Source organism: Psychrobacter sp. M4 (genome assembly GCF_055699795.1).
Genome location: NZ_CM146740.1, coordinates 1885878 through 1910788 on the forward strand (window position 1 = coordinate 1885878; position 24911 = coordinate 1910788).

A 24911-nucleotide genomic window follows, 5' to 3' on the forward strand; every position below is an offset into this window, starting at 1 on the left:
ACAAATGGAGTACTATAGTCCTGTTAGCCGCTTTTATTAAAAGGAGAATATGATGGCAAGTAATAATATAACGCCTATTCGCACCAGAGCTGGTGAGACAGAAAAGGTCACTATTAATTTGGGCTACGTAGATCTGGGACAGATCGATTTGATGGTACAAGAAGGTTTTTATTCTAACCGCACTGATTTTATCCGCACAGCAATACGCAATCAGCTAACCATTCATGCTGATGTGGTCAGTCAAACTGTTGCTCGTAAAACCTTAGAGTTAGGACTGCGTCACTATACCCGCGCAGATCTTGAAGCTGTGCAAAAGCGCAATGAGAAACTACACATTCAAGTAGTAGGTCTGGCTACCATCGCCGCTGATGTAACCCCAGAGCTTGTGGAAGCTACTATTGAGAGCATTACGGTATTGGGCGTATTGCAAGCCAGCCCAGAGATAAAAGCGGTACTGGTTAACAAAATGGTCTAAATGTTCGCGCTTACTACTTTTTAAACTTATATCTATTACTTAAATACATAAACTACTTAGATAAACACACTACAGGACATAACCCATGAATCTTCCAAAATTTAGCACGACACCAGCGCATCTCAAAGAAGCAATGGAGCTGATGAAATCAGGGCGCTTAAAAGAGGCTACTAGCGTCATTCAAAATAATCTGAGTGGCGCTACATCAAACGATCGTACTGATAGCAACACTATGAAGGATGTGACGCCTACCACCCAAACGATACAAAACAACTCAAGCAAAACAGATAACTCTGCAAGAACGGAAAAGACTACCAGCACCGATAATCTATCAAGCAAACTGCCTCATAAATTGCAAGAATTTACGGATAAAATGAAAAATTTTAAGCTGGACTTACCATCAGCTCTGAATATAGATGGACTCAGTGGCGGACTTAATACGCATAGCGAGCCATCTATTCCCGAGAATGCACAGTTTCTCAAAGGTAACATTAAGTCCTCTCAAGGTAGTCATAACTACCGGTTGTATATTCCTTCAAACTACGAGCAGGCATTAGAGAAAGGCGCGCAATTGCCGCTGATAGTTATGCTACATGGCTGCACGCAATCGCCAGAAGATTTTGCTACAGGTACGCGTATGAACGAGCTTGCAGAAGAGCAGCAATGCTTGATCGTTTATCCCTCACAGCCCGCTTCTGCTAATCAAAATCGCTGTTGGAACTGGTTTCAACCTAGCGATCAACAGCAAGGTCAAGGTGAGCCTGCATGGCTTGCAGAGATGACCCGCTCTATTATTAAAGACTACGCTGTGGACGCCTCACGGGTCTATATTGCAGGTCTTTCAGCGGGGGCTGCTATGGCAGTAATTATGGCGGAGGCTTATCCGGATCTATATGCCGCAGTTGGCGTGCATTCAGGATTGGCTTATCGCAGTGCCACTGATTTGCCCTCTGCAATGATGGCTATGCGTCAAGGCGGCGCAGCTGCAAAATCCACAAAAAGCAGTAAGTTTGTACCAACGATTGTGTTTCATGGTGATCAAGATCATACGGTGAGTATTCGTAATGGCAGCCAGGTCTTTGAGCAGGCAAAAGAGCGCTTACAAACGCAGCAAACAGATCTAAGCACCCAGCAGCACAAGCCAGACTCCGAGCAAAACCGTCGTAGTACTCAGCTGGAGATTCGAAATAGTAAAGGAGTTAGTCAGTTAGAGTATTGGAAGATTCATGGTGCTGGACATAGCTGGGCCGGTGGCAGTAGCGCCGGGTCTTATACAGATCCTAAAGGACCTGATGCTTCAAAAGAGATGCTGCGGTTTTTTTTAAAGCATAAATTATAATCCAGTCATTGGCATTGGTAGTATAAAATCTTTACCATCGGCGACATACTTAAAGATGTCGCTGATTTTAATTTCAGTATTCAAGCGCTCCCATCAACCTTTTGTGTACGCACAATTCACGAAGAAACACACAAGCTTGAGTACTAATTTGCTAAACTTTCAAGACTGAACGTACCTCAATAATCAGCTATAATGCCTAATCTTCTTCAATTGTGCCAAATCCGGTCGTGCTAAATAAATGCAACTTAGCGTAGAAACAATAAGCCAAAAGTTTTGTATAAACCCTATCTAAATCAAAGGAATGTCTATGTCTGTCTACAATGCTCCTCTCAATGATATGCGTTTTATCTTAAAAGACGTTTTTAATGCCGATGAATTTTGGCAAAACAATGAAAATCTATCTCATGTCGATATGGAAACCGTCGATATGATATTAGAAGAGATGGCAAAGCTGTCCAAAAATGTTTTATTGCCCATCAACCGTAGCGGTGATGAAGAAGGCGCAACTTTCCACGGTGATGGAGTAGTTACCACGCCCGAAGGCTTTAAAGACGCCTATCAGCAGTACGCAGAATCCGGCTGGGTGGGTCTTGGTGGCAACCCTGAGTATGGTGGTCAAGGCTTTCCAAAGATGGTGACCATGCTGACCGAGGAGATGATCTTTACTACCAACCAATCCTTTGCCCTCTACCCAAACCTTACCGTTGGCGCTACTTTATGTCTAAATGCTGCTGCCTCAGAAGAGATTAAGCAAACCTATCTAGAAAAGATGTATGCAGGCGACTGGTCAGGTACTATGTGTTTGACCGAACCCCATGCCGGTACTGATTTAGGTATTATCAAAACTAAGGCAGTACCAAACGATGATGGCAGCTACAATATCTCCGGCACCAAAATTTTTATTACTGGCGGCGAACATGACTTAACTGAGAACATTGTTCATCTGGTACTTGCCAAAACTCCAGACGCACCAGCGGGCTCCAAAGGTATTTCATTGTTTGTGGTACCCAAATTTTTGATCAATGAAGATGGTAGTATTGGCGCGCGCAATAGTTTAGCCGTCGGCTCTATTGAACACAAAATGGGTATTAAAGCGTCAGCTACTTGTGTTATGAACTTTGATGATGCTAAAGGCTGGATGATAGGCGCTGAAAACACAGGCCTGTCATCTATGTTTATTATGATGAACTACGAGCGTGTCACTATGGGCCTCCAAGGTCTTGGTGGTAGCGAGCTTGCTTATCAAAACGCGGCGCTATATGCGCTTGATCGTACCCAAGGTCGTAGTGATACCCAGCTGCAAAGTCCAGAAAAACCAGCTGATGCTATCATTCATCATGCTGATGTTCGCCGTATGCTGTTGAATGCGAAAGCCAATTCTGAGGCATCACGCTGCTTTGCGATGTATGTTGCCCAGCAACTTGATATAGAAAAATTCAGCACTGATCCTGAAGCGGCACAAATTGCTGCTGCTCGCGTCGCTCTATTGACCCCAATTGCTAAAGCATTTTTGACTGACAAAGCGCTTGAGGCAACTATTGATTGTCAGCAAGTATTCGGCGGTCATGGTTACGTACGTGAATGGGGTATGGAGCAGATCGTTCGTGACACCCGTATTGGTCAGATTTATGAAGGAGCCAACGGTATTCAAGCCCTTGACTTATTAGGCCGTAAAGTTGCCCGCAATAACGGCAAGTACATCGCTAACTTTTTAGATGAGATTCGCAATTTCATTGGTAGCATGCAAGCGGATCATGGTATTAAGCAAGCAACCCTTGACGCAGCTGCTACAGTTGAAGAATTAACAGATACTGTTCTGGCTAATATTGAGAAACGTAAAAGTGAGATCAATGGCTGCGCGGTTGACTATATGCACGCGGTTGGCTATTTGTGCTACTCGTATATGTTTGCCATGATGGTAGAAGCTGCTGATGGTAAAGAAGGTGATTTTTATACCAACAAAGCCAAACTTGCTGACTACTTCGTTGGTCGTATCCTACCGCGTATTGATGCTCACGCGCAGATGGTTAAAGCTGGTAGCGATCCTATGATGAACTTTGATCTTGATTATTTCAATGTAGATGTGAGCTAAACGCTCATCACTAAATTTCAATATTTGTAAAACATGATAAAAAGAACAGTCTCAAGGCTGTTCTTTTTTTGCCTGAGCTATTTTTGCTTGCAAGCTTTATTTTAAAATAACTGCTAACAAAATAATCAACCATTTATCTTGCATTATGATTAATATAACTCAAACAGTAGCACCGTTAAAATAATAGCAGCATTAACACCATAGTACCACTCAACCGTTATTATTATCAGATCAGTATAACTACCATAAAGGGTACGATGTGTCAGACATAAAACGCATTTTACAGCAGATTACCGCCTTGAGCGATGTACCGGATTCTTCAGTACTCAAGCGCTTGATTAATGAGCTGCGGGTAACAGACAACGCACCTAACCTTGCTAATAATAAGATACAAGAGCTTATCAATCTATTACGTCAGTATCCTGAGTATGGTCAGGGACTTGCTCACTTTATATTAAAACTTATCACGCAATCTCGCCAAATCGTACTTTATACTGATACCGGAATCATGTCAGATGAAGGTTTTTTTAGTGGCCTACGCCGCTTAATTGGTCATCGATTCCTACCTTTATTACCCCAAGAAGATTCAATGATTGAGCTGGTCAGCTGTTTGTTTGATCAACCGCAAGATGAGCGCTGGCTGGCAATGATTAGCAAAGATAACTGGGTAACCTTAGTTGGTTTGTTGAAAGTAACGGATAACCGCTTGGATTTGGTAGCGACAGCGAAGAACAATATATTAAACGCTATTGTCATCTTATCTTATCGGATCAGTGGCATTGGACTACATCCCGACTTGATAGAATCTTATCCGCAAATACTGAACTATTCAGCGTCGTTTGTCGCTCAAAATCAAGAAGCGGTTTTGTTCGTTAATCAGTACCGACAAGCCCATGAGCTTGATATGTTAACCGATGTTACGCCTGATTTTGAGGTAAATCCAGCACCACTGTTAGTCATGCTTGATCAGTGTGAAAACATCGTAGCTACTGTGCGCAAGCGTATTTATAAAACCGGTATCTCTATTCGTTTGACTAACATGATGCTGCGCCTCGATCAAAGCTTGCAGCGTATGCGCGTCTTAACTGAGCTGGTTGCTGATGATAATCAAAAGCGTGATTATGCCATTATTGAGCTGACACAAGCTTTGATCACTACCGCCAGTCATCGCTATAGCATCGGTTATTTAATCGATATCAATACCAAGCTCCTCTCACGCAAAGTAACTGAAAACGCAGGACGTGTCGGCGCACACTACATCAGCACCGACAAAGACGGCTATTTGAAAATGTTTAAAAAGGCTTCTATCGGTGGGTTTGTCATTGCCTTTATGGCGACTCTCAAGGTATCCGCTTACCATTTAGCTTTGGCGCCCATGGGCAAAGCCTTTGTAAACAGTATGATCTATGGATTGGGTTTTGTATTTATTCATATCATTCGCGGTACAGTAGCGACCAAACAGCCAGCCATGACCGCAGCCGCCATTGCCTCAACGATATCAGAGGGGCATGGCAAAAAATCACATCAATTAACCAAGTTATCAGAGCTAGTGGTGGATATTTTACGTACCCAATTTATCGCTATCGTAGGTAATGTCATGGTAGCCATTCCAGTTGCGCTATTTATCTCCTTTATTTGGCTACAATACACCGGTACGCACATGGTTGATGCTGCTAAAGCGGCAAGCCTATTACATGACCTCGACCCTTTTCGCTCGCTTGCTTTGCCTCATGCTGCTATCGCTGGCGTGTATCTGTTTTTGGCTGGTCTTATCGCTGGTTATTACGATAATTTGGCGGTTTATAATCATATTGGCGCGCGTATTTGTCGTCATAAGCTACTCAATTACTTGTTGCCAAAGGCATGGCTATTAAAACTAGGCGGCTTCATTGAAGCCAACCTTGGCGCTATTATGGGCAACTTCTTATTTGGAGTATTTTTGGGTAGCACGGCTACTGTCGGTTATATATTTGGACTACCCCTAGATATTCGTCACATCGCTTTTGCCTCAGCAAACCTAGCTCATGGACTGTTTAATCTGCCAGCACTGGAGATCAGTTGGAGTCTGGTTTTAGTCTCTATTCTTGGTGTAGCACTGATTGGTATGGTTAACTTGATGGTTAGCTTTTCACTGGCCTTATTCGTAGCTTTGCGCTCCAAAGAAGTGCGGTTCTTTGAATGGGGTCGACTGACTAGGCTTATTTTTAGCCATATTATTAGTCATCCCTCTGATTTTTTTTGGCCGCGGGAAAAACCGATGAAATATGCTCGCATCGATAGTCAAGGCCATATGATTTTTGAAGACTACTCAGCACAAAAAGGTAGCGAGCTGCTACCCAACAATTACGTGGTGCGGCGACTAGCAGATGTCAAAATATCATTAGAATCAAAACAAGCACACGCGAAGCGTAAGGAAGCGAGCACTGATATTCACTATGACAATAAACAAAATCATGACTCTTCTAACTTTGAGACCAGTGAAGGCACAAGTAGTCAAGAAAAACGTGCGACTCGAAAAACTGCGCCGAAGAAAGTTGTTCATACCGACCATAACTTAGAAAGCAAATCGAAAAATAAAAACTTTAACAACGCTTCACATACTCAAGACATTCAATACGATAAGGTCGCTAAAATATTAGCAGAAAACGACACTTCTACTGCTAACAAGGTTGATAACGATACAAATTCCGCCGGCAAAGCGGATATAGAGGCGAAAAACCCACTACCCAAACCTAATAAACCCCCTAAACTACCGTAAATATTGAGAATCAAATCTAAGGCGTAGCACAATGCGCACTTGAGGTCATGACCTCGCCATCACCCAGCCGATAAGCCAATAAATAATTGCCCCAGACGCAGCCCCCATCGAGCGCGCGTGCATGGGGTAGATTAACCTTACCTTTTAAAGCCGCCCAATGGCCAAACAATATCTTACGCTCACGCGGTACTTGCCATTCAAACCAAGGTAGAAAATCATCTGGCATCGCATCATCAAGACTTGAGGTAAAACTGAATTCTAATGTGCCATCTTGTTTACAAAGCCGCATACGCGTGAAATAGTTTGCAATGGCGCGTATTTTAGTAAAACCATTGATACCTTTATGCCAATCATCAGCCTTTTTACTATATAGATGCGGTAAGACCCGATCAAGCTGGTACAAACTACCCTTCAACTGGGTTTCTAATTGCTGAGCATACTGAGCAGCAGCATCGATCGACCAGTGCGGTGGAATGCCTGCATGTACCAAAACCGTATGTTCATCAGGATAAGCTAAAATGGGTTGTTGTCGTAACCATTCGAGTAGCTCTTCCTTATCCTCTGCAGCAAAAATCGGCGCGGTCTTATCTTTTTTCCTGATTTTAGTAGCCCCGCGCCATACTGCCAATAAATTAAGATCGTGATTACCCAAAACCGTTGCCGCGGCACCTTGTTCACACAGTGCTTTGACATCACGCAGAGTATTTAATGAATCTTCTCCGCGCGCAACCAAGTCTCCGGCAAACCACAGTTTGTCTTGAGTAGAATCAAAATCTAGGGTTTTAAGCAATTGTTGAAAAGCAGCATGGCAACCTTGCAGGTCACCGATGACGTATTGATGACGAAAACTCATAGTTCCTCAAAAATTATTTCATGAAGTGGTTAATATAAATAGTTATAAATGCTTACTAATAGAAAATAGCTTAGACCTCTAAACGCTTAGCCTGATTACTTAAGGCGACAAAATCGCTGACACTCAAAGTTTCTGGACGAGCTTGCGGGTCTATGTTACAAACTGCAAAATCATCCTCACTCAAGGTTGGCAATAGCGTTGACTTTTTAAAGATAGCGCGTAGGGTTTTGCGGCGATGATTAAACGTCTCCCGTACCACGATGGCAAAATAGGGCTCATCGTCTGCTATGATTGGTTTATCAACATATGGCGTCAAACGAAAAACAGCACTGGTCACTTTCGGCGGCGGGTTAAAGGCACCGCGCGGTACCGTTAATAGATAATCGGTCTCGCAATGATACTGTATGATAACCGACAGACGGCCGTAAGTTTTACTACCGACATCAGCTGTGATGCGCTCTACAACTTCTTTTTGTAGCATAAAATGCATATCTTGAATGACGTCAGCAAAGCTTAGCAGATGAAAAAGTATCGGCGTTGATATATTGTAAGGTAGGTTGCCGACTACGCGTAGCTTGCCACGCTCCGCGCTATAGAGGTCACGATAATCGATATCCATTGCGTTGGCTTTGATAATCGTAAAGTTAGGATGGCTATTGGCGCCGATACGAATACGTAGACTATCTGCTAAATCGCGATCCAGCTCAATTACCGTCATCGCCTCTACTTCGGCTAGCAAAGGCTCTGTAAGCGCGCCCATACCAGGGCCAATCTCTACCAAGTTATCATCACGTTCTAAATGAATACTATCGACTATCTGACGAATGATACTGTCGTCATGCAAGAAGTTTTGACCGAAGCGTTTACGCGGTTGATGTTTGACAGATTGCAGACTGGCCGTCAGAGCTTGGGCGTTAAAAGAGCTTTTTGACATAAGTAATTCTTAGTTAATTAAAATAAAAAATGGTATAAAATGCAAATAAGAGTAGCAAGAGTAAGTTACTTTATTATTTTCACTGCCTTTAGTTTTGACTTCTAATGTTTTGTTATTGGTGCAAATTATAACACAGCTTATAATAGGTGTAGTTTAGCGATAGCCTCATTATGCATTCATTGGCTAAACACTCAGCGCTTTGTCCGCCATCTCGTTTGCCATGACTAACGCTTGATAAAGACTGGTCGCACTAGCGCTGCCATGACCTGCCAAATCAAGCGCTGTACCATGATCAACAGAGGTGCGAATATAAGGCAGTCCTAAGGTTAGATTTACCGTATCGCCAAAACCATGCGATTTGAGTACCGGTAATCCTTGATCGTGATACATAGCAATTACCGCATCGCAGGTATTTAGGTGCCTAGGAGTAAATAGTGTATCGGCAGGCATCGCCTCTGAGATATCGACCCCTGCAGCGATAAATTCTTGTAATACAGGATTAATAACTTCAATCTCCTCTACTCCTAAATGCCCGCCTTCACCAGCATGCGGATTAAGACCACATACCAAGACACGCGGCCTCGTTAAACCAAATTTTTCGTGCATATCATCCAAGACAATTTGTACCGTTTGCCGCACATTTTTTTGAGTGATAGCAGCAGGCACGTCTTTGAGCGCCAAATGAGTGGTCACCAAAGCGACCTTCATAGCTTGGTTGGCTAGCATCATCACTACTTTGTCGCGGTCACTTTGCTGCATAAAAAATTCAGTATGACCGCTAAACTTGCTGCCATCCAATAGCTTTATGTTGGCATCAATAAGGGCTGATTTTTGCAAAGGTCCGGTGACAATAGCCGCAACCTTTTTGTTTATTGCCAACTGATGAGCTATCTGTAGTTGCTGCGCTACCATTACGGCATTATTGATGTCAATTTGACCAGCAGTTACTGGCGCACCGCAAGGAATATCTAACAAAATAAAGGTATCAGAGCTAGTTTGGTAGTGATCGGTATCGTCATTATCGAGAAGATAATGCGAAAGCTGTTCTACAAAACTATCATTATCATCAGGCACTATTGTAATCGTTTGCCATGCAGGGGAAGACGACATTACTCCAGTAGCGACTAGCTTATCTGCTCGCTTCTGCATGGCTTCGCTCTCGGCTGTCACCCAAACAGGACGTTTGAAATCTTGCAATTTGCCCGCGCTTGCCAGCAGTAACACTATATCCATACCGATGCCAGCAGGCTCACCTGTAGTTATTAAAAGGGGTAATCTTTGCATATTATTATCATCCTTGTATTATTTTAAGTAGCAGTCTTTATTAATTTTTTAATTGAATTATAATTTTTCGATAGCTTACTTGATCTAATACTTTTGTTTATACCAAGACCGATAAATGCACAGGTAGTCATCGAATCCAGTCTAAAAAAGCACATAATGTGTTAAACTTTCGCTTTTGATTGTAGCATCAATCCCCTCACAATTAAGGCATGTTTAAGTGTCTTTATGGTAGCGAGTGGCAACTGAGATATTGATTTTAAACTTTAGCTTTTGGACAAAAAACTAGGCACTCATGGCAGATACTGACAAAACCGATAACTTACTCAATCAACAGCCACCGCACAATATTGATATTGAAAAGGCGCTGCTGGCTTCTTTGATGAGTATTGAGGAGGCTTATGACAAGATTGCCGATATCGTCACCAAAGATGATTTTTACGCTGGACGCCATCAGCATATCTTCGCCGCTATTGCCCATTTAGCCGCGGTAAATGAGCCTTACGATACGGTTATGGTTCACGATTGGCTTGAAGCGCAAAAGCTGCTCAAAAGCGCAGGCGGTGATAGTTATTTGGCGGATATTCTAAGCCAAAGCCCAGCTACGTTATTTAACTTAACCGCCTATGCTCAGCGCGTCCGTGAGTTGTCAACTTTGCGCCAGCTCATTACCACTGGCAATGATATGCTGACATTGGCTTATAATCCAAAAGACCAGACCGTAAGCGACATCTTAGACAACGTTGAGGCCAAAATATTTAGCATCAACGAGCAGCATAATAAGCGCGCTGAGCAGCGTGGCCCTGTTGGTATTACTTCGGTATTGACCAATGTGATAGATAAGATCCAAGAGCTTAAATCCAATCCTGATGGCATGATTGGCCTGCAAACCCCTTTCGCTGAGCTCAATAATAAGACTCAGGGGTTACAAGCAGGGGATTTGGTCATCGTTGCGGCGCGGCCCTCTATGGGCAAGACCACTTTTGCGATGAATTTAGCAGAAGGCGTGTTATTTAATGAGGACTTGCCAGTAGTTGTTTTCTCGATGGAGATGCCAGCGGAATCTATCGTCATGCGTCTGCTGTCCTCATGGGGCGCGATTAATCAGACTCACTTGCGCTCAGGACAGATGAATGAAGATGAGTGGGCAAAAATGATGAATGCCATTCAGCATCTACAATCCAAACATCTGTATATTGATGATAGCACGGCGCTGCCGCCATCAGAGCTGCGCTCACGCTGTCGCCGTATCGCCAAAAATCACGATGGTAAACTTGGCGCGATCATCGTTGATTACTTGCAATTAATGAAAGTTCCTAACCTTGACGGCAACCGTGTTGGAGAGATATCTGAGATCTCCCGAAGTTTAAAAGCTTTGGCACGTGAGCTTGAATGTCCGGTTATCGCTTTATCGCAGCTAAACCGAAGCCTTGAGAATCGGCCTAATAAGCGCCCTATTATGTCTGACTTGCGCGAGTCAGGCGCTATTGAGCAGGATGCCGATTTGATTATGTTTATCTACCGTGATGAAGTTTATAACGAGAATTCAGACCATAAAGGCGTGGCTGAGGTGATTATTGGGAAGCAGCGTAACGGTCCTATTGGTACGATCCGACTGGCTTTTGAGGGTCAATTCACCCGCTTTACCAATTTAACGCCTGAATACTATCAAGGGGTTACTTTTGATGATGAATAGATAAATAATAGTTTGCCGCCATTCATTATTTTATCTTAAATTTTTCTTCATAGAAATAATTATCTACCGTTAACTATTTTATTACCAATTAAGAAGCTTCTATGCGTAAAGCCACTGTCACTATTAAACCTGCTGCACTCACTCACAATCTTATGCAGGTCAAAAAACGTACGCCGCATGCCAAAGTATTAGCAATGGTAAAAGCCAATGCTTATGGGCATGGTATTAAAGCCGTTCTGCCAGCGTTAAAACAAGCTGATGGTATTGGCGTTGCTAGTTTTACCGAAGCTTTGGAGGCACGCAATCTTGGTTGGAATAAAACTCTAGGATTAATTGAGGGAGTGTTTAATGCCAGCGAGTGGCAACAGGCTATCGATTATGATTGTAGCTGCGTAATCCATCATACCCCGCAGCTGGACTGGGCGCTGGCCAATGTACCTGACGCTACTAGCCCGGCGCGTACGGTATGGCTAAAATACAATACTGGTATGAACCGCTTAGGTTTTGATGATGAGAGTGTTATTCAAGCTGCAAAGCTTCTGTATGATGCAGGTTACCAGCTTGTTTTGACCACCCATTTTGCCAATGCCGATGACCGCAATCATCCTCTAAATACAGTCCAAATCCAGCGCTTTAGTAGTATGCTAGAGTACTTACGGGAGCATGTAAGCTCTGACATCAAAGGTTCTTTATGTAACTCAGCTGCCATTATAAACTTTCCAGAACACGCTTATGATTGGGTGCGTCCCGGCATTATGCTTTATGGCAGCTCGCCTGTGAATCATAAACGCGCTGATGAATTAAATCTACGCTCTGCCATGGACTTTAGCGCGCAAATTATGGCGCTACAAACTATAAAAGCTGGTGATGCGGTGGGTTATGGCAGCCGCTGGACAGCGCTACAAGACACCAAAGTGGCACTGGTTAGTATTGGCTATGGTGACGGTTATCCCCGCGTCGTCAGTGACGAGGCTTATGTTAGCGTCGTAGATAGCCGCGACGAGCAAAATTACCACTGTCCTATTCGCGGACGCGTGGCGATGGATATGCTAGTCATTGATCTCAGCGGCGTCCCTGAAGATATCGCACTTGATAGTGAAGTGATGCTATGGGGCACGGTGCCGCATGTAGATGAGGTGGCAGCTTATGCCGGTACCATTGGTTATGAGCTATTATGCCGCTTGAGTGCTCGTCCGCTACGAGTGCTTGCTTAAACCTTCTACTATGCCTAATAGATGAGGAGCACTCCTGTAATTTGGCGTTTACATTAAAGGTAATTACGCTATACTAAAAGTTTGCCATTATTTCACTGTTTTATTGACCGTATTCAAACGCTAGGATTGCTATGAGTGTGCGCCATTTTTTGACCTTATCTGATTTAACCAAGCTAGAGCTAGAGAATCTTATTAAACGTGCAAGCGAGCTACGCCGGATGCAGCATGCCGGCGAGGTTTATCAGCCTTTTATAGGGCGTACACTAGGCATGATTTTTGAAAAATCATCTACCCGTACACGCATCTCTTTTGAGACTGGTATGGGGCAGTTTGGCGGTAGTGCTATCTTTTTATCGCCCAGTGATACCCAGCTTGGGCGCGGTGAGCCATTAGAGGATTCAGCTCGCGTCATCTCCAGCATGGTCGATATCATTATGATTCGTACCTTTGAGCACGAAAAAGTTGAGACCTTTGCCCAGTATTCAAGCGTCCCTATCATTAATGCTCTAACCGATGACTTTCATCCCTGCCAGCTGCTCGCTGACATGCAAACCTTCTATGAGCATCGCGGTAGTATTGAAAATAAAATCGTCACTTGGGTCGGCGACGGCAATAATATGTGCGCCTCCTTTATGCAGGCAGCCAACCAGTTTGGTTTTGAGCTGCGGGTCGCTGCTCCTTATGGTTTTGAGCCTGATCCCAAACTATTAGAGCGTTTCTCGCACTGTGTCAGTTTGGTCGAAAATGTCGTCGACGCGGCTAAAGATGCCAGCTTAATTGTCACCGATGTTTGGGCAAGTATGGGACAAGAGTCTGAACAAAACACCCGCGCGCGCCGCTTTGCGCCTTATCAGGTCACGCCTTCATTGCTTGATAGAGCGGATCCTGAAGTTGTTTTTATGCACTGCCTGCCGGCTCATCGCGGTGAAGAGATCTCTTATGATATGCTTGATGATCCGCGTTCCGTAGTTTGGGATGAAGCTGAAAACCGCTTACATGCACAAAAAGCACTGATGGAGTTTTTACTAAAAGATAAAATTAAATTATCAGCGTAAAGTCTAACTATAGATTTAGAGGTTTGTAAAAAGTCTTTAGGGTGCGTTTCAGGCACCCTACTTCTCATTCAGACGCTAACGCTTTAGAGTCTCAACTCCATCATGTCCTGCCTTTAATAAAATATCGGCTTGATTGGCGGCAAAAATACCATTGCATACGACCCCAACGATATTATTAAGCTCTTTTTCAAGTGCGATAGGATTACTGACATCCAAATCATAAGTATCTAGGATCACGTTGCCATAATCGGTCACAAAGCCTTCACGGTATATAGGCTCTCCTCCCAGCTGCGCTAATTGCCGTGCCACATAAGATCGCGCTTGTGGTAGCACCTCGATCGGTACAGGAAAATTGCGGCCTAATATCTCTACGCTTTTGCTAGCATCAACCATACAGATAAAAGTATTGGACGCCGCTGCAACGATTTTTTCACGAGTTAACGCGCCGCCGCCGCCTTTGATCAGCTGTAGATGCTGATTGACTTCATCCGCGCCATCAATATAGATATCTAGCGTACCTGCAAAATTAAGATCGACAATATCAATCCCCAAAGCCTTGAGCTTATCTTCGGTCACTTGCGAGCTGGCAACCGCGCCAGCAAGACGAAATTTAGGCAGTAGCTCAATCAAACAATTGACGGTACTGCCCGTCCCTACTCCAAGTATCATATCGTCTTCAATGTACTGGAGCGCTGCTTTGGCAGCGGCTTGCTTTTGGGCGTGCTGATCGCTCATAGTAAGTCCTCGGCAGAGTTGATTTTGACAAGATAAGGATAAAATGCGCGGTTATTATAACTGATGTCAACTCAATAATGCCGAAAATAGTGCAAAAAATGCAATTGTATCTTGCACGATGAACAAAAACAGCATAGTCTAATCTATTTCTTTTTTTACCTTATTTAGGAGTCATTATGCTGTCACATTGGGTACGCGCCATTTTGCAAGCCACCGTTTATGACGTTGCCATCCAAACCCCACTTGAGCCTGCACCCAAGCTGACCCAGCGTTTTGCTAATGACATCCGTCTAAAACGCGAAGACTTACAACCGGTTTTTTCCTTTAAACTGCGTGGCGCTTATAACCGTATCAGCCAATTAAGTACTGAGCAAAAGGCGCGCGGCGTTATTTGCGCCTCAGCGGGTAATCATGCTCAAGGCGTTGCCTACTCTGCTCGTGAATTGATGCTGAACAACATTATTGTCATGCCGACCACTACGCCTGACATCAAAGTTAATGCGGTCAAAGCGCTTGGTGGTAATGTTGACTTGTATGGTGACAGCTTCGATGAGGCTAATCGCTACGCCATTGATCGCGCCGCGCGTGAAGGCTTGACCTTTATACCGCCCTATGACGACGAGCTGGTTATCGCTGGTCAGGGCACTATTGGGCTTGAAATCAGCCAGCAGTGGCGCAGCGTAGATTACGTGTTTGTAGCGGTAGGCGGTGGCGGTCTGATCTCAGGCATTGCTGCCTTTTTAGGAGAAGTCGCCCCGCATATCAAAGTCATTGCGGTAGAGCCAGTAGAATCAGCTTGCCTAAAAGCGGCGCTTGCAGCTGGCGAGCGCGTCAAACTTGAGCAAGTCGGCCTGTTCGTTGATGGGGTCGCTGTAGCGCAGATAGGTGAGCTGCCGTTTGAGGTGGTACGCACCCAAAAGAGTGACGGTTCAGGTCCTGTGGTTGAGCCTGAGGTAGTCACTTGTACTAATGATGAGGTCTGCGCTGCAGTGAAGGATATCTTTGAAGAAAACCGTAGCATCGTTGAGCCTGCAGGCGCGCTATCGGTTGCTGGCATGAAAAAGTATATCGATGCTAATAACTTACAAGGCAAAAACTGCGTGGGTATTATCTGCGGCGCTAACATGAACTTTGATCGTCTGCGTTATATCGCTGAGCGAACTGAGATTGGTGAGAAAAAAGAAGCTATCTTTGCCGTCACTATTCCTGAGCAAACCGGCGCATTTTTAAACTTTTGCCGTAGTTTGCATGGCCGCAATATCACTGAATTTAACTACCGGGCGGATAATCAATTATCGCCGGACTCTATGGAACCTGCTTCTATATTTGTAGGCATTGGTCTAAAAGAAGGCGATAAAGAGCGGCAAACCATCAGCAAACAGCTACAGAGTGATGGCTACGTGGCTTATGATTTAACTGATGATGATATTGCTAAATCTCATATCCGGCATCTGATTGGCGGGCATGCAAATGTCAAAAACGAACAACTATTAAAAGTAGCTTTTCCTGAGCGCCCTGGTGCGCTTTTAACCTTTTTAGAAAAACTGGGCAATGATTTTAATATCACTTTATTCCATTATCGCAACCACGGCGCCGCTGAAGGTCGTGTGCTTGTTGGCCTGCAAGCCTCTGAGAATAATTCACGTTTATTGCAAGATGCTCTGCTTGATATCGGTTATGAGTGCACCATGCTTAATGACAATATCGGTTATCAGCTATTTTTAAAGTAGTTGTTTTTGGAATGATTGGCTTTTAATTGGCAAATAAATCACCATTTATGTGTTATCTCATTGTTGTTAAAGTATTTTTGAAGATTAATCAAAGAGGTTTTAATGAGCAAACACAATAAGAACCATAACCAGCCGAGCCACAGTCAACCTGATGCTGAGCGTATGCGTATCGATAAATGGCTGTGGGCGGCGCGATTCTATCGAACGCGTACCCTTGCTAAAGAAGCTATAGAGAGTGGCCGTGTGCACTATGCTGGTAGCCGTGTAAAGACCAGTAAAGAGGTTACTGTGGGGGACGAGCTACAAATTCGTCAGGGTTCTGCGACGGCGATGACTGAAAAGACTGTCATTGTAGAATCATTAACCGCCCAGCGTGGCAATGCAACAGCAGCGCAAGTCTTGTACTCAGAAACTAAGGAGAGCCTGAGTCGCCGGGCTTACTATGCAGAGCAGCGCAAATTGGCTAATCTGGCGCGTCCCGACAACAAACCCAATAAGAAACAGCGCCGCGATTTACAACGTTTCAAAGACAATCAAGACTAGATAGTTATAATCAGTCTACTTTAAAATCGATACAATTGCGATATCAGCGTATCAACTTTACTTTGAACTAAATTATTTTGAACTAAATATAGTCACGAATCATTACTGATTCTATTGATTGCTACTCATTTGCTTACATACGCTCGCTCTTGCCATTTATCGTATTAACGGTTAGGCTGGACGCTGATTAATTTACCTTGTCATGTGCTTATAAACTGCCCTAACGAGGCGATAATTTATAGCATCTGTTTTATAATAAGTGGTCATAAAAAGGTCATATTATGCTGATTAAAGATTCTACTCCCTCCTCTGTATTAATAGTATGTTTAGGCAATATTTGCAGATCACCGACTGCTGAGGAGATTTTTCGTCAACAAGCTGCCATTGCTGGTCTTGATATTAAGATAGATTCTGCAGGCACTGGCGATTGGAATATAGGTAATACTCCCGATAAGCGCTCGCAGCGTCATGCCAAATCTCATGGCTATAACATTAGTAAGTTGGTTGCCCGCCAAGTGAACGCCGATGATTTTCGTAATTTTGATCTGATACTGGCAATGGACACGCAAAACCTAGCAGATCTACAGCGCATAAAAGATAGTATTACTGACTCAGATCAGAGCCTAGCTGCGCTGGCATTATTTAGTGAAGAAGATCCAACCTACGGCGGTGATGATGTACCAGATCCGTATCAAGGGGATGAAGATGATTTTGAAGAGGTCATCAAGCGCATTGAATCAAGCGCACAAGCTTGGATTGAAAGCTGGAAAACCAATTAAATACTAAAGATTAGTTTTGATAGTATTTATTATTTTAAAGGTTGTCTTATGACTGCAGCGTTATCCTCTACTTGTGGTACTCAATATCAGCACTCACACAATTTATCTGCCGCCAACACTATGGCGCTTGCTTGTACAGCTGATAGCGTAGTTACTTTAACCAATGAAGCACAGCTTGAGGCTTTTATGGCAACTACGCAGGAGTCGCAGCCGTTATTTGTTTTATCAGGTGGTAGTAATGTACTGCTGCCAGACCAGCTACATGCTACGGTACTACGGCCAAAAATGCTCGGCATTACTGTCACTGCACAGACACCAGATTATGTTGATATCGAAGTTATGGCAGGTGAAGATTGGCATGATTTAGTGGTATATACGGTCGATCAAGGCTGGTATGGCCTCGAGAACTTAGCACTAATTCCAGGATTGACGGGAGCGGCTCCCGTACAAAATATTGGCGCTTATGGAGTACAACTAGAGGATCGTTTGCAGTATGTTCGCGCTTATCACCTGCCCAGTCAGACTTGGCACCATTTAGATGCTGCTGATTGTCAGTTTGGCTATCGAGATAGTATTTTTAAGCGTACGCCCAATACTTGGCTTATTAGCCGCGTAGGTTTGCGTCTACATACCGATGCAACCCATGTTTTAGCCAGTTACGGCGATGTACAAACGGTAGCTCATACTTATGCTAAGCAGCAAGAACGCACACAAATTACGCCTGCTGATGTGATGCAAGCAATTATTGATATCCGTCAGCAAAAGCTTCCTGATCCCAAAAGGCTGCCTAATTGCGGTAGCTTTTTTCAAAATCCTATTATCAGTCGAAACCAGTTTATATTATTGCAAGCCAGCTATCCTAATATCGTTGGCTACCCTATGCCGGAGTCAACGGTTAAAGTGGCGGCAGGCTGGCTGATAGAGCAAGCCGGACTAAAAGGCGGCGGGGTCGAGCCTATCATTACTCATCAAAAGCAAGCTCTGGTACTGACTAATCATCGTCCTTATCTGGCAACTCAAGCTGACGTAGCAGCGGCGCAAGATTATATTATAAGCTGTATTTATGAAAAATTTGCTATCACCTTAGTACGAGAGCCTGTTTGGGTGAATGCTAGTGGTAAGATCGGACACGGCGAGTATGAAGTCTAAACGGCGGTTATCGAAGCAGCTGTGGTCAAAACGCTTATGGAAGTACTATTTGCGTTCAGCTGAGCGTACCCTTAAAGTATTTCGTATTATTAATATTACCTTTTTACTCGGCGCAACAGTCGTTATTTTAGTTCTCTTAAGTCTATTTACGCCGCTCTTTTCTCGTAGTGTCATCTACATTATGCAGCATTTGCCCCTACCCGTACTACCAGAGGATGCTGTGAGTTTGCCACCATCTGCATATGTGGTACTTGGCGGCGGCCTGACCAATGATAATAATAACCACATTATTCTCAACGACTATAGCCTCAAGCGCATTCGTACTGCGGCAACAGCTTATCATGATCATCCTCTACCCATTATCTTAAGCGGTGCTGAAGCACCTTGGCTTGGTCAGTGGCTTATTGAACATGGTATCGATGAACCTATTAGCGAAAACGCTAGTATGAACACTTGTGAGAATGCACGATTTACCGCCAAACGGGTGGCTTTGTCCCATGTTTATCTGATTACAGACGGCTACCATATGGCACGTGCTCGGCGCCAATTTGCTTTAAACGGCATTAACAGCACCCCTATTAGGGCGCCTTTGCCAGTCAATAGGGATTGGACAGAGCCTGCACAAAACTTAATCCATTCAAGGCGAGCGGTATATGAGATAGCCGCGTATCTGCGTGATGTACTACGTCCACAAAAAGACTGTCGCCGGGCAGAAGATATGAGCACCGAGCAGTTGCTAACGCCGCGGGGCAAGGCCATTAACACCTCCTCTAATTAGAAAACATCATCTAACTACATATGCTACCGTTTGCCTATCTCTGATTTGTTTGGTTAAATTTATGATAGTAAAGCCACACACTTTCACCTATAGAGGTCATTTATTGTCCTCATAATGAGCGTATAATACTCTTAAGAAACGTTAGTACAGAGGTCTGCCATGCTCAGTATATTTTTACTCATTCCATTAAGTTTGATGCTGTTTGTGGTGGCTATATGGGCGGTGCGTTACGCTGTCAAATCTAATCAGTTTGAAGACTTAGACAACGCCTCCCAGCGCATTATCTTAGATGACAGACAAGAGCGTCGGCAGGTACTGCAAGCTCATGAGCACGCAAACTCTGATATTGAGGCTGATAAGATAGCTACTGACCAAGCAATAACAGATGATGCATCGATAGATGACATTAGAAGAGATGAAGATCAGAAAGTAAGCCGTAGAGATGATAATAAGCGCTAGCGAATTTTACAGATTATTAGGAGCTCTTTTTCTATGACCGTAGCCTTACTCGTTGCCGCATTATTAATGGGTTTTTTTGGTTCACCGCACTGCTTAGGTATGTGTGGCGGCTTAGTTGCAGCCTTTGGTTTGTCTATGCAAGACGTCAGTCCTGCCAAACGTCGTGGCCTGATTGCAACTTATCATGTTGGTCGTCTACTCAGCTACGCTTCGCTAGGATTAATTGCAGGTCTAATCGGCACCACGGTGTTAGCGCCCTTTATGGTAGGCAATAGTCTGCCGCGTATATTGCTAGGCTTAGTACTGGTGTTTGTCGGTATGGCCATGCTGGGACTACCTTTTTTGAATAAGCTTGAACGTGTAGGTATGCGCTTTTGGCAAGCTTTGGCGCCCCTGCGCAAAAAAGTATTTCCCCTAAATACTTATCCGCGTGCATTAGCGGCAGGTCTATTGTGGGGGTTTTTACCCTGCGGCTTGGTTTATGGCGCGCTGCTCATTGCTATTGTTGCCCATGATCCTTTAAGTGGTGCTGCGCTGATGTTCGTTTTCGGTTTAGGCACTATCCCGATGTTGGTTGCCACCCATAATACTGTAAGCTGGCTTCGCAATCAGATTGGGCGTTTGCGTCTACGACAGATGAATGGTGCTATCATGATGATATCAGGGCTGGCCGTTATTGCCGTCCCTATAGTTATGGCTAATATGCATAGTGATCATAATGGCGATGCCCAGATGGATCATAGTAGTCATACTGCAATGCCAGCTGAAACGAGTGAACACCTCGGACATGATATGGCGACGATGTCTGATGAAGCTCAATAAGGCCTATTAAAAATAGCGCTTAGTCATAAGCCAGCGCTAACGATATAGCAGCAGTGTAAAGAGTCCTAAATATTACCTATAACATTACAAATAGCTTATGGCTCATTCTTTTACGATCTAGGTCTATTTGATTTAACCTCTACTCCTGCCACTGCTCAAGACTAAATTTAGTATCCAAGTGTTTCTCTAATGCCGGTATATTAAACGCATCATCTTCGCTCACAAAGCTGATACTAATGCCAGTTTGTCCGGCCCGTCCCGTGCGACCAATACGATGCACATAGTCATCGGGCTGATCAGGCAAAGTATAATTGACCACATGGCTGACATCATCAACGTGAATACCGCGGCCTGCGACGTCAGTTGCCACCAATACTGAAGCTTGACCGTCTTTAAAACGTTGCAAGTATTTTTCACGTTTTTGCTGAATCACATCACCCGACAACATAACGACCTTGTGGTTTTGACGCAGCTTATGATAAAGGCGTTTAACCTGATCTTTACGATTGGCAAAGACGATCACCTTTTCAGCTTCAGTATCAGCAATGATACGCTTAAGCGCTGCTAGTTTTTGCTCCTCTGTCAGCAGGTAAAAATGCTGATCCACCAAATCGCTGGTCTTGTGTTCAGGTTCAATCTCAACAAACTGCGGCTCATGCAGCCAGCGGTAAGCTAGATTCATAACATCTTGATTAAAAGTGGCAGAAAACAATAAACTTTGGCGATCAGTATTGGGCGGCATACGTCCCACTAGGCGTTTGATATCAGGGATAAAACCCATATCAAGCATACGATCTGCTTCATCGAGTACTAACACCTCCACCCGATCGAGATAAACTTTACCCTTTTGCATAAGATCAATTAAACGTCCCGGTGTGGCAATCAAAATATCGACATAGTGACGTTCAAGCTCATGCAGCTGAGTATCATAACTAGTACCACCCATAATGCAGACACTATGCAATGAAGTATACTTAGTCAGTGCTATACAATCATCAAAGATCTGCTGAGCAAGCTCGCGGGTTGGCGCCATGACTACAGCGCGAGGCTCGCTCAAATAGCGCTCTTCATCAGCATCAAAAGGTCGTTTAAGTAGAGCCTCCATAATAGTAATTAAAAAAGTCGCAGTCTTCCCAGTACCTGTTTGAGCTTGTCCGATAGCATCTTGATTGGCAAGGGTATACGGTAATATTTGCGCTTGAATAGGGGTTAGTTCAGTAAAACCTAGATCACTAATAGCCTGCAACGTGGGTTTTGAGAGGGGCAAGTCAGCGAATATGGTAAAGTTACTCAAAAAATTATCCTTGTAGATTGGCTAGTTATAAAGTATTAGCTTATTTTAATGGGTTTGATGATTACACAAATTGGTACATAAAAGTAATATATACAAGTAGAAGAGATAAATACTAATAACTATAAGATATAACAAAACTTTTAAATTTTTAGGCTTTAAATTATGTTCTTTAAATTATAGTTTTTAAAGCAAAAAGCCAAGCTTATCCTTGGTTTACCCAAAACGTTGCGATAAATCTAACGCGGGTTACCTTAGATAAGCTTGGCTTAAAATATATCAATAGTTAGCAGTAGCTAGATTATCATAATGATAGTAAATGGTTTTATTACTCTTCTACCTTTCTAACTTCTTCAGCTTGTAAACCTTTTTGACCTTCAACTACGCTGAATTCAACTTTTTCTCCATCTTTTAAAGATCGATACCCATCGCCTTGAATCGCACGGAAGTGGACAAAGATATCTTCGCCACTATTACGTTGAATGAAACCAAAGCCCTTTGAGTCATTAAACCACTTAACAATACCTTGCTCACGATCTGACATAATATTCTTCCTAGAAAGTACGCTTAGACCCAGCTTCCTTGACAACATTGCATATAAGTAAGGTCTAAGATTTTAAAGTTAGCATTTAAATCATTGATCTTAGCGAAAAAAGATTTATTTGCCATAGCAATAAGGTTGCAATAGTCTCTACTTAAAAATATCATAGCACGGGTTTTTAGTAACATAAAGTTATTTGACATGATTTTTACTATTTAAAGAGCTTTTCTATGTAATTTTTTACTACGCTTCTAAAAAAAAGTTATGATACAGTTTTACTATGCTTATAAAGAGGCGCATGAAGCCAATTTATTAAGATTTAAACATATTACTTTTAGGTAAAGTACCGCCCTGACATTACTAGGAAACTTATGAGACTATCTTCTCAGTCATCATCAGAGCCCATAATATTTAACGATATGGGCAAAGATAACACAAGAAACGATACTAGCGCAGAGAACAAAGCTTCAAGAACGTCTGCTTTGCTAACCCACAAGCTATTATTAATCAATGGTGTAAATCTTAACCTTTTAGGAAAGCGCGAGCCTAATATTTATGGTTATACGACACTGGACGATATAGAGGCACGTTTAAAAGAACGCGCTGCCAACTATGATATTGAGCTTATCTGCGTACAATCTAATCATGAAGGCTCGCTAATTGATAGCATTCAATATTATGGTCTACTGGCTGATGCTCAATCACAAGTAGATGCTATTATTATTAATCCAGCAGCTTTTACTCATACCTCAGTAGCCTTACGCGACGCCTTGCTGGCGACCCAAAAGCCCTTTATTGAAGTGCATTTATCAAATGTCCATGCTCGCGAAACCTTTCGGCAACACTCTTATCTAAGCGATGTAGCAGTTGGCGTGATATCTGGTTTGGGTCATTTAGGGTATCAGATGGCACTTGATTACTGGTTGGTTAATAAGTACCAAATGAACCTAAAAAACCAATAGAATGTATCGTTCAATATTGTTAACTTAAGCTGGTTAAATAGTCGTATTTTAACTAAAATAGTGTTTAGTTAAAATAGCAGCTAAAAACCAATTCGATCTACGGTGATATGAATGGCAAAATCGTCCGGAAAACGCTTTATGAAACTTGCTGGTATGACTGCAAGCATCGCAGGCAAAGCTGCTAAAAATTCACTAAAGCATCTCTCTAGTGACGAGGAAAAACGTTTGCAAGCACGCTCAGAGATGATGCAAGACGTTGGGGTGCAAATCGCTGAAACACTTGGTGAGATGAAAGGCGCGGTTATGAAAGTGGGACAAATCGCCTCACAGTACAAAGATGTGTTTCCGCCAGAGGTCGCAGCCGCACTTGAGAAGCTACAAAAAGATGCGCCGCCGATGCCCTACTCGCAGATAAAAACGCAAGTGGAGCGTGAACTCAAAGCACCGATTGAAGAGCTATTTACAGCATTTGAGGAAACACCGTTTGCTGCCGCTTCCATCGGACAGGTGCACAAAGCCACGCTACCCTCTGGTCAAAAAGTAGTAGTGAAAGTGCAATACCCTGATGTCGATGAAAACTGTGATAGCGATTTAAAACAAGTTCGGATGGCACTCAAAATTGCTGGTGTACTCAATATGAGTCGTGAGCTGCAGGACAAGCTATTTAATGAGATTCGTCAAAGCTTACAAGATGAGCTTGATTATATTAAAGAGGCCAATAACCTAAGAGTATTTGGGTCATTTCATGCTAACGATGAAGGCCTTATCATCCCTAAAGTTATTGGTAGTCATACCTCCAAACGCGTCTTGACTTTGACTGAGGAGATGGGGGAAACCTTAACCGTTGCTGCTACTTGGGACAATGAGGTTAAGCAAAAAATTGCTGAGCGCCTGTTTCATTTCACCGCAGGTCAGCTGTTTGGCTTATACCGTATGCATTGTGATCCGCACCCCGGTAACTTTGCCTTTCGCACTGATGGTAGCGTAGTTGCCTATGATTTTGGCGGTATTCGTAGTTATAGCGATAGCGAAGTGCAGTTGTTTCGTAGGTTTGCTCAGCACGCGCTAAAGAGTGACGTAACTGCGCTTGAGCAAGACTTAATTGCCCTCGACATTCGCCGTGAAGACGATAAACAGGTACCTGGAGAGTTTTATGAGAAATGGTTAGAGATTGGCCTAAAACCCTTATCGGTTTCTCCATATCACGAAGGTGATTTTGACTTTGCTAGTAGTCAGGTGCACCATGAAGCCATCGCACAGATGCGCACCTCGTTAAAATATTTTGGACAGTTTCAGCCCTCTGCCACCACGATGATGCTCGATCGTACCGTATCAGGACAGTATTGGAATTTGGTAAATCTAGGCGTTGAGATAGATTTGTCGCCACTGGTTGATGAGTATATAACCGTATCAAAACATTAAAAA

Annotated in this window: 22 protein-coding genes; 16 read left to right on the forward strand and 6 right to left on the reverse strand. The window is 43.4% G+C overall.

The window, feature by feature from the left end; all coding sequences use genetic code 11:
- Positions 1–52 precede the first annotated feature (52 nt).
- From ACR63N_RS07645 to ACR63N_RS07660, 4 genes are all read left to right on the forward strand, one after another.
- Positions 53–475, forward strand: a complete 423-nt coding sequence (locus tag ACR63N_RS07645; RefSeq protein ID WP_367104435.1) for a hypothetical protein — start codon at positions 53–55, stop codon at positions 473–475.
- 85 nt (positions 476–560) lie between these two features.
- Positions 561–1814 carry an extracellular catalytic domain type 1 short-chain-length polyhydroxyalkanoate depolymerase gene (locus tag ACR63N_RS07650; RefSeq protein ID WP_367106988.1) on the forward strand — a complete coding sequence of 418 codons (1254 nt, stop codon included), beginning with the start codon at positions 561–563 and terminating at the stop codon, positions 1812–1814.
- A 307-nt stretch (positions 1815–2121) separates the two neighbouring features.
- A complete protein-coding gene (locus tag ACR63N_RS07655; RefSeq protein WP_367106987.1) occupies positions 2122–3906 on the forward strand; it encodes an acyl-CoA dehydrogenase C-terminal domain-containing protein in 1785 nt (594 codons plus the stop codon).
- A gap of 259 nt (positions 3907–4165) precedes the next feature.
- Positions 4166–6664, forward strand: coding sequence for a site-specific recombinase (locus ACR63N_RS07660; protein ID WP_472781799.1), 2499 nt, complete (start codon positions 4166–4168; stop codon positions 6662–6664).
- A 16-nt stretch (positions 6665–6680) separates the two neighbouring features.
- On the opposite strand, the gene ACR63N_RS07665 is transcribed toward ACR63N_RS07660, so the two are convergent.
- The 3 genes from ACR63N_RS07665 to pdxA all read right to left on the reverse strand — a co-directional run bounded on the left by ACR63N_RS07665 (position 6681) and on the right by pdxA (position 9735).
- Positions 6681–7517, reverse strand: a complete 837-nt coding sequence (locus ACR63N_RS07665) for a symmetrical bis(5'-nucleosyl)-tetraphosphatase (protein ID WP_367104431.1) — start codon at positions 7515–7517, stop codon at positions 6681–6683.
- Positions 7518–7587: 70 nt separating this feature from the next.
- A complete protein-coding gene (gene rsmA / locus ACR63N_RS07670; protein WP_367106984.1) occupies positions 7588–8451 on the reverse strand; it encodes a 16S rRNA (adenine(1518)-N(6)/adenine(1519)-N(6))-dimethyltransferase RsmA in 864 nt (287 codons plus the stop codon).
- Positions 8452–8634: 183 nt separating this feature from the next.
- A complete protein-coding gene (pdxA, locus tag ACR63N_RS07675) occupies positions 8635–9735 on the reverse strand; it encodes a 4-hydroxythreonine-4-phosphate dehydrogenase PdxA (RefSeq protein WP_367106983.1) in 1101 nt (366 codons plus the stop codon).
- Between the two features lie 292 nt (positions 9736–10027).
- Between pdxA and dnaB the strand changes: the two genes are divergently transcribed.
- From dnaB to argF, 3 genes are all read left to right on the forward strand, one after another.
- Positions 10028–11428 carry a replicative DNA helicase gene (gene dnaB, locus ACR63N_RS07680; protein WP_367106982.1) on the forward strand — a complete coding sequence of 467 codons (1401 nt, stop codon included), beginning with the start codon at positions 10028–10030 and terminating at the stop codon, positions 11426–11428.
- A gap of 101 nt (positions 11429–11529) precedes the next feature.
- A complete protein-coding gene (gene alr / locus ACR63N_RS07685; protein WP_367106981.1) occupies positions 11530–12642 on the forward strand; it encodes an alanine racemase in 1113 nt (370 codons plus the stop codon).
- A 131-nt stretch (positions 12643–12773) separates the two neighbouring features.
- Entirely contained in the window at positions 12774–13697 is a 924-nt protein-coding gene (gene argF, locus ACR63N_RS07690; RefSeq protein WP_367106980.1) for an ornithine carbamoyltransferase, read from the forward strand.
- 75 nt (positions 13698–13772) lie between these two features.
- Here the strand turns inward: argF and rpiA are convergent, their stop codons facing one another.
- On the reverse strand, positions 13773–14432 hold the full coding sequence (gene rpiA, locus ACR63N_RS07695) for a ribose-5-phosphate isomerase RpiA (protein WP_367106979.1): 660 nt from the start codon (positions 14430–14432) through the stop codon (positions 13773–13775).
- A gap of 176 nt (positions 14433–14608) precedes the next feature.
- Here rpiA and ilvA point away from each other — a divergent pair, with 176 nt between their 5' ends.
- The 7 genes from ilvA to ACR63N_RS07730 all read left to right on the forward strand — a co-directional run bounded on the left by ilvA (position 14609) and on the right by ACR63N_RS07730 (position 20692).
- Positions 14609–16162 (forward strand): threonine ammonia-lyase, biosynthetic, encoded by a 1554-nt coding sequence (ilvA, locus tag ACR63N_RS07700; protein ID WP_367104424.1) that lies wholly within the window; start codon positions 14609–14611, stop codon positions 16160–16162.
- Between the two features lie 102 nt (positions 16163–16264).
- A complete protein-coding gene (locus ACR63N_RS07705) occupies positions 16265–16705 on the forward strand; it encodes an RNA-binding S4 domain-containing protein (RefSeq protein WP_472781800.1) in 441 nt (146 codons plus the stop codon).
- Between the two features lie 281 nt (positions 16706–16986).
- Entirely contained in the window at positions 16987–17484 is a 498-nt protein-coding gene (locus ACR63N_RS07710; protein ID WP_367104422.1) for a low molecular weight protein-tyrosine-phosphatase, read from the forward strand.
- Positions 17485–17532: 48 nt separating this feature from the next.
- A complete protein-coding gene (gene murB, locus ACR63N_RS07715; protein ID WP_367104421.1) occupies positions 17533–18633 on the forward strand; it encodes a UDP-N-acetylmuramate dehydrogenase in 1101 nt (366 codons plus the stop codon).
- Positions 18623–19411: a YdcF family protein gene (locus ACR63N_RS07720; protein WP_472781801.1), complete on the forward strand. Its 789-nt coding sequence runs from the start codon at positions 18623–18625 to the stop codon at positions 19409–19411. The genes murB and ACR63N_RS07720 overlap by 11 nt, the downstream gene beginning before the upstream one ends.
- Positions 19412–19570: 159 nt before the next feature.
- The gene (ccoS, locus tag ACR63N_RS07725; RefSeq protein ID WP_367104419.1) at positions 19571–19870 is read left to right on the forward strand and encodes a cbb3-type cytochrome oxidase assembly protein CcoS; all 300 of its coding nucleotides are present in this window, start codon (positions 19571–19573) and stop codon (positions 19868–19870) included.
- Between the two features lie 33 nt (positions 19871–19903).
- A complete protein-coding gene (locus tag ACR63N_RS07730; RefSeq protein ID WP_472781802.1) occupies positions 19904–20692 on the forward strand; it encodes a sulfite exporter TauE/SafE family protein in 789 nt (262 codons plus the stop codon).
- Between the two features lie 139 nt (positions 20693–20831).
- On the opposite strand, the gene ACR63N_RS07735 is transcribed toward ACR63N_RS07730, so the two are convergent.
- Positions 20832–21986, reverse strand: a complete 1155-nt coding sequence (locus tag ACR63N_RS07735) for a DEAD/DEAH box helicase (protein ID WP_367104417.1) — start codon at positions 21984–21986, stop codon at positions 20832–20834.
- A gap of 325 nt (positions 21987–22311) precedes the next feature.
- On the reverse strand, positions 22312–22527 hold the full coding sequence (locus ACR63N_RS07740; protein WP_367104416.1) for a cold-shock protein: 216 nt from the start codon (positions 22525–22527) through the stop codon (positions 22312–22314).
- Between the two features lie 368 nt (positions 22528–22895).
- Between ACR63N_RS07740 and aroQ the strand changes: the two genes are divergently transcribed.
- Complete coding sequence (gene aroQ, locus ACR63N_RS07745; protein WP_472781803.1) at positions 22896–23486, forward strand: type II 3-dehydroquinate dehydratase; 591 nt, start codon at positions 22896–22898, stop codon at positions 23484–23486.
- A gap of 111 nt (positions 23487–23597) precedes the next feature.
- On the forward strand, positions 23598–24908 hold the full coding sequence (locus ACR63N_RS07750; protein ID WP_367110030.1) for an ABC1 kinase family protein: 1311 nt from the start codon (positions 23598–23600) through the stop codon (positions 24906–24908).
- The last annotated feature ends 3 nt before the right edge of the window (positions 24909–24911 follow it).

Coding starts and splice junctions, on each gene's coding strand:
- ACR63N_RS07720 (WP_472781801.1), top strand. CDS start 18,623: ATGAAGTCTAAACGGCGGTTATCGAAGCAGCTGTGGTCAAAACGCTTA.
- ACR63N_RS07650 (WP_367106988.1), top strand. CDS start 561: ATGAATCTTCCAAAATTTAGCACGACACCAGCGCATCTCAAAGAAGCA.
- pdxA (WP_367106983.1), bottom strand. CDS start 9,735: ATGCAAAGATTACCCCTTTTAATAACTACAGGTGAGCCTGCTGGCATC.
- murB (WP_367104421.1), top strand. CDS start 17,533: ATGACTGCAGCGTTATCCTCTACTTGTGGTACTCAATATCAGCACTCA.
- ACR63N_RS07750 (WP_367110030.1), top strand. CDS start 23,598: ATGGCAAAATCGTCCGGAAAACGCTTTATGAAACTTGCTGGTATGACT.
- ACR63N_RS07655 (WP_367106987.1), top strand. CDS start 2,122: ATGTCTGTCTACAATGCTCCTCTCAATGATATGCGTTTTATCTTAAAA.
- ACR63N_RS07740 (WP_367104416.1), bottom strand. CDS start 22,527: ATGTCAGATCGTGAGCAAGGTATTGTTAAGTGGTTTAATGACTCAAAG.
- ACR63N_RS07665 (WP_367104431.1), bottom strand. CDS start 7,517: ATGAGTTTTCGTCATCAATACGTCATCGGTGACCTGCAAGGTTGCCAT.
- ACR63N_RS07705 (WP_472781800.1), top strand. CDS start 16,265: ATGAGCAAACACAATAAGAACCATAACCAGCCGAGCCACAGTCAACCT.
- ACR63N_RS07730 (WP_472781802.1), top strand. CDS start 19,904: ATGACCGTAGCCTTACTCGTTGCCGCATTATTAATGGGTTTTTTTGGT.
- dnaB (WP_367106982.1), top strand. CDS start 10,028: ATGGCAGATACTGACAAAACCGATAACTTACTCAATCAACAGCCACCG.
- rsmA (WP_367106984.1), bottom strand. CDS start 8,451: ATGTCAAAAAGCTCTTTTAACGCCCAAGCTCTGACGGCCAGTCTGCAA.
- ACR63N_RS07710 (WP_367104422.1), top strand. CDS start 16,987: ATGCTGATTAAAGATTCTACTCCCTCCTCTGTATTAATAGTATGTTTA.
- alr (WP_367106981.1), top strand. CDS start 11,530: ATGCGTAAAGCCACTGTCACTATTAAACCTGCTGCACTCACTCACAAT.
- ilvA (WP_367104424.1), top strand. CDS start 14,609: ATGCTGTCACATTGGGTACGCGCCATTTTGCAAGCCACCGTTTATGAC.
- ccoS (WP_367104419.1), top strand. CDS start 19,571: ATGCTCAGTATATTTTTACTCATTCCATTAAGTTTGATGCTGTTTGTG.
- ACR63N_RS07645 (WP_367104435.1), top strand. CDS start 53: ATGGCAAGTAATAATATAACGCCTATTCGCACCAGAGCTGGTGAGACA.
- aroQ (WP_472781803.1), top strand. CDS start 22,896: ATGAGACTATCTTCTCAGTCATCATCAGAGCCCATAATATTTAACGAT.
- rpiA (WP_367106979.1), bottom strand. CDS start 14,432: ATGAGCGATCAGCACGCCCAAAAGCAAGCCGCTGCCAAAGCAGCGCTC.
- argF (WP_367106980.1), top strand. CDS start 12,774: ATGAGTGTGCGCCATTTTTTGACCTTATCTGATTTAACCAAGCTAGAG.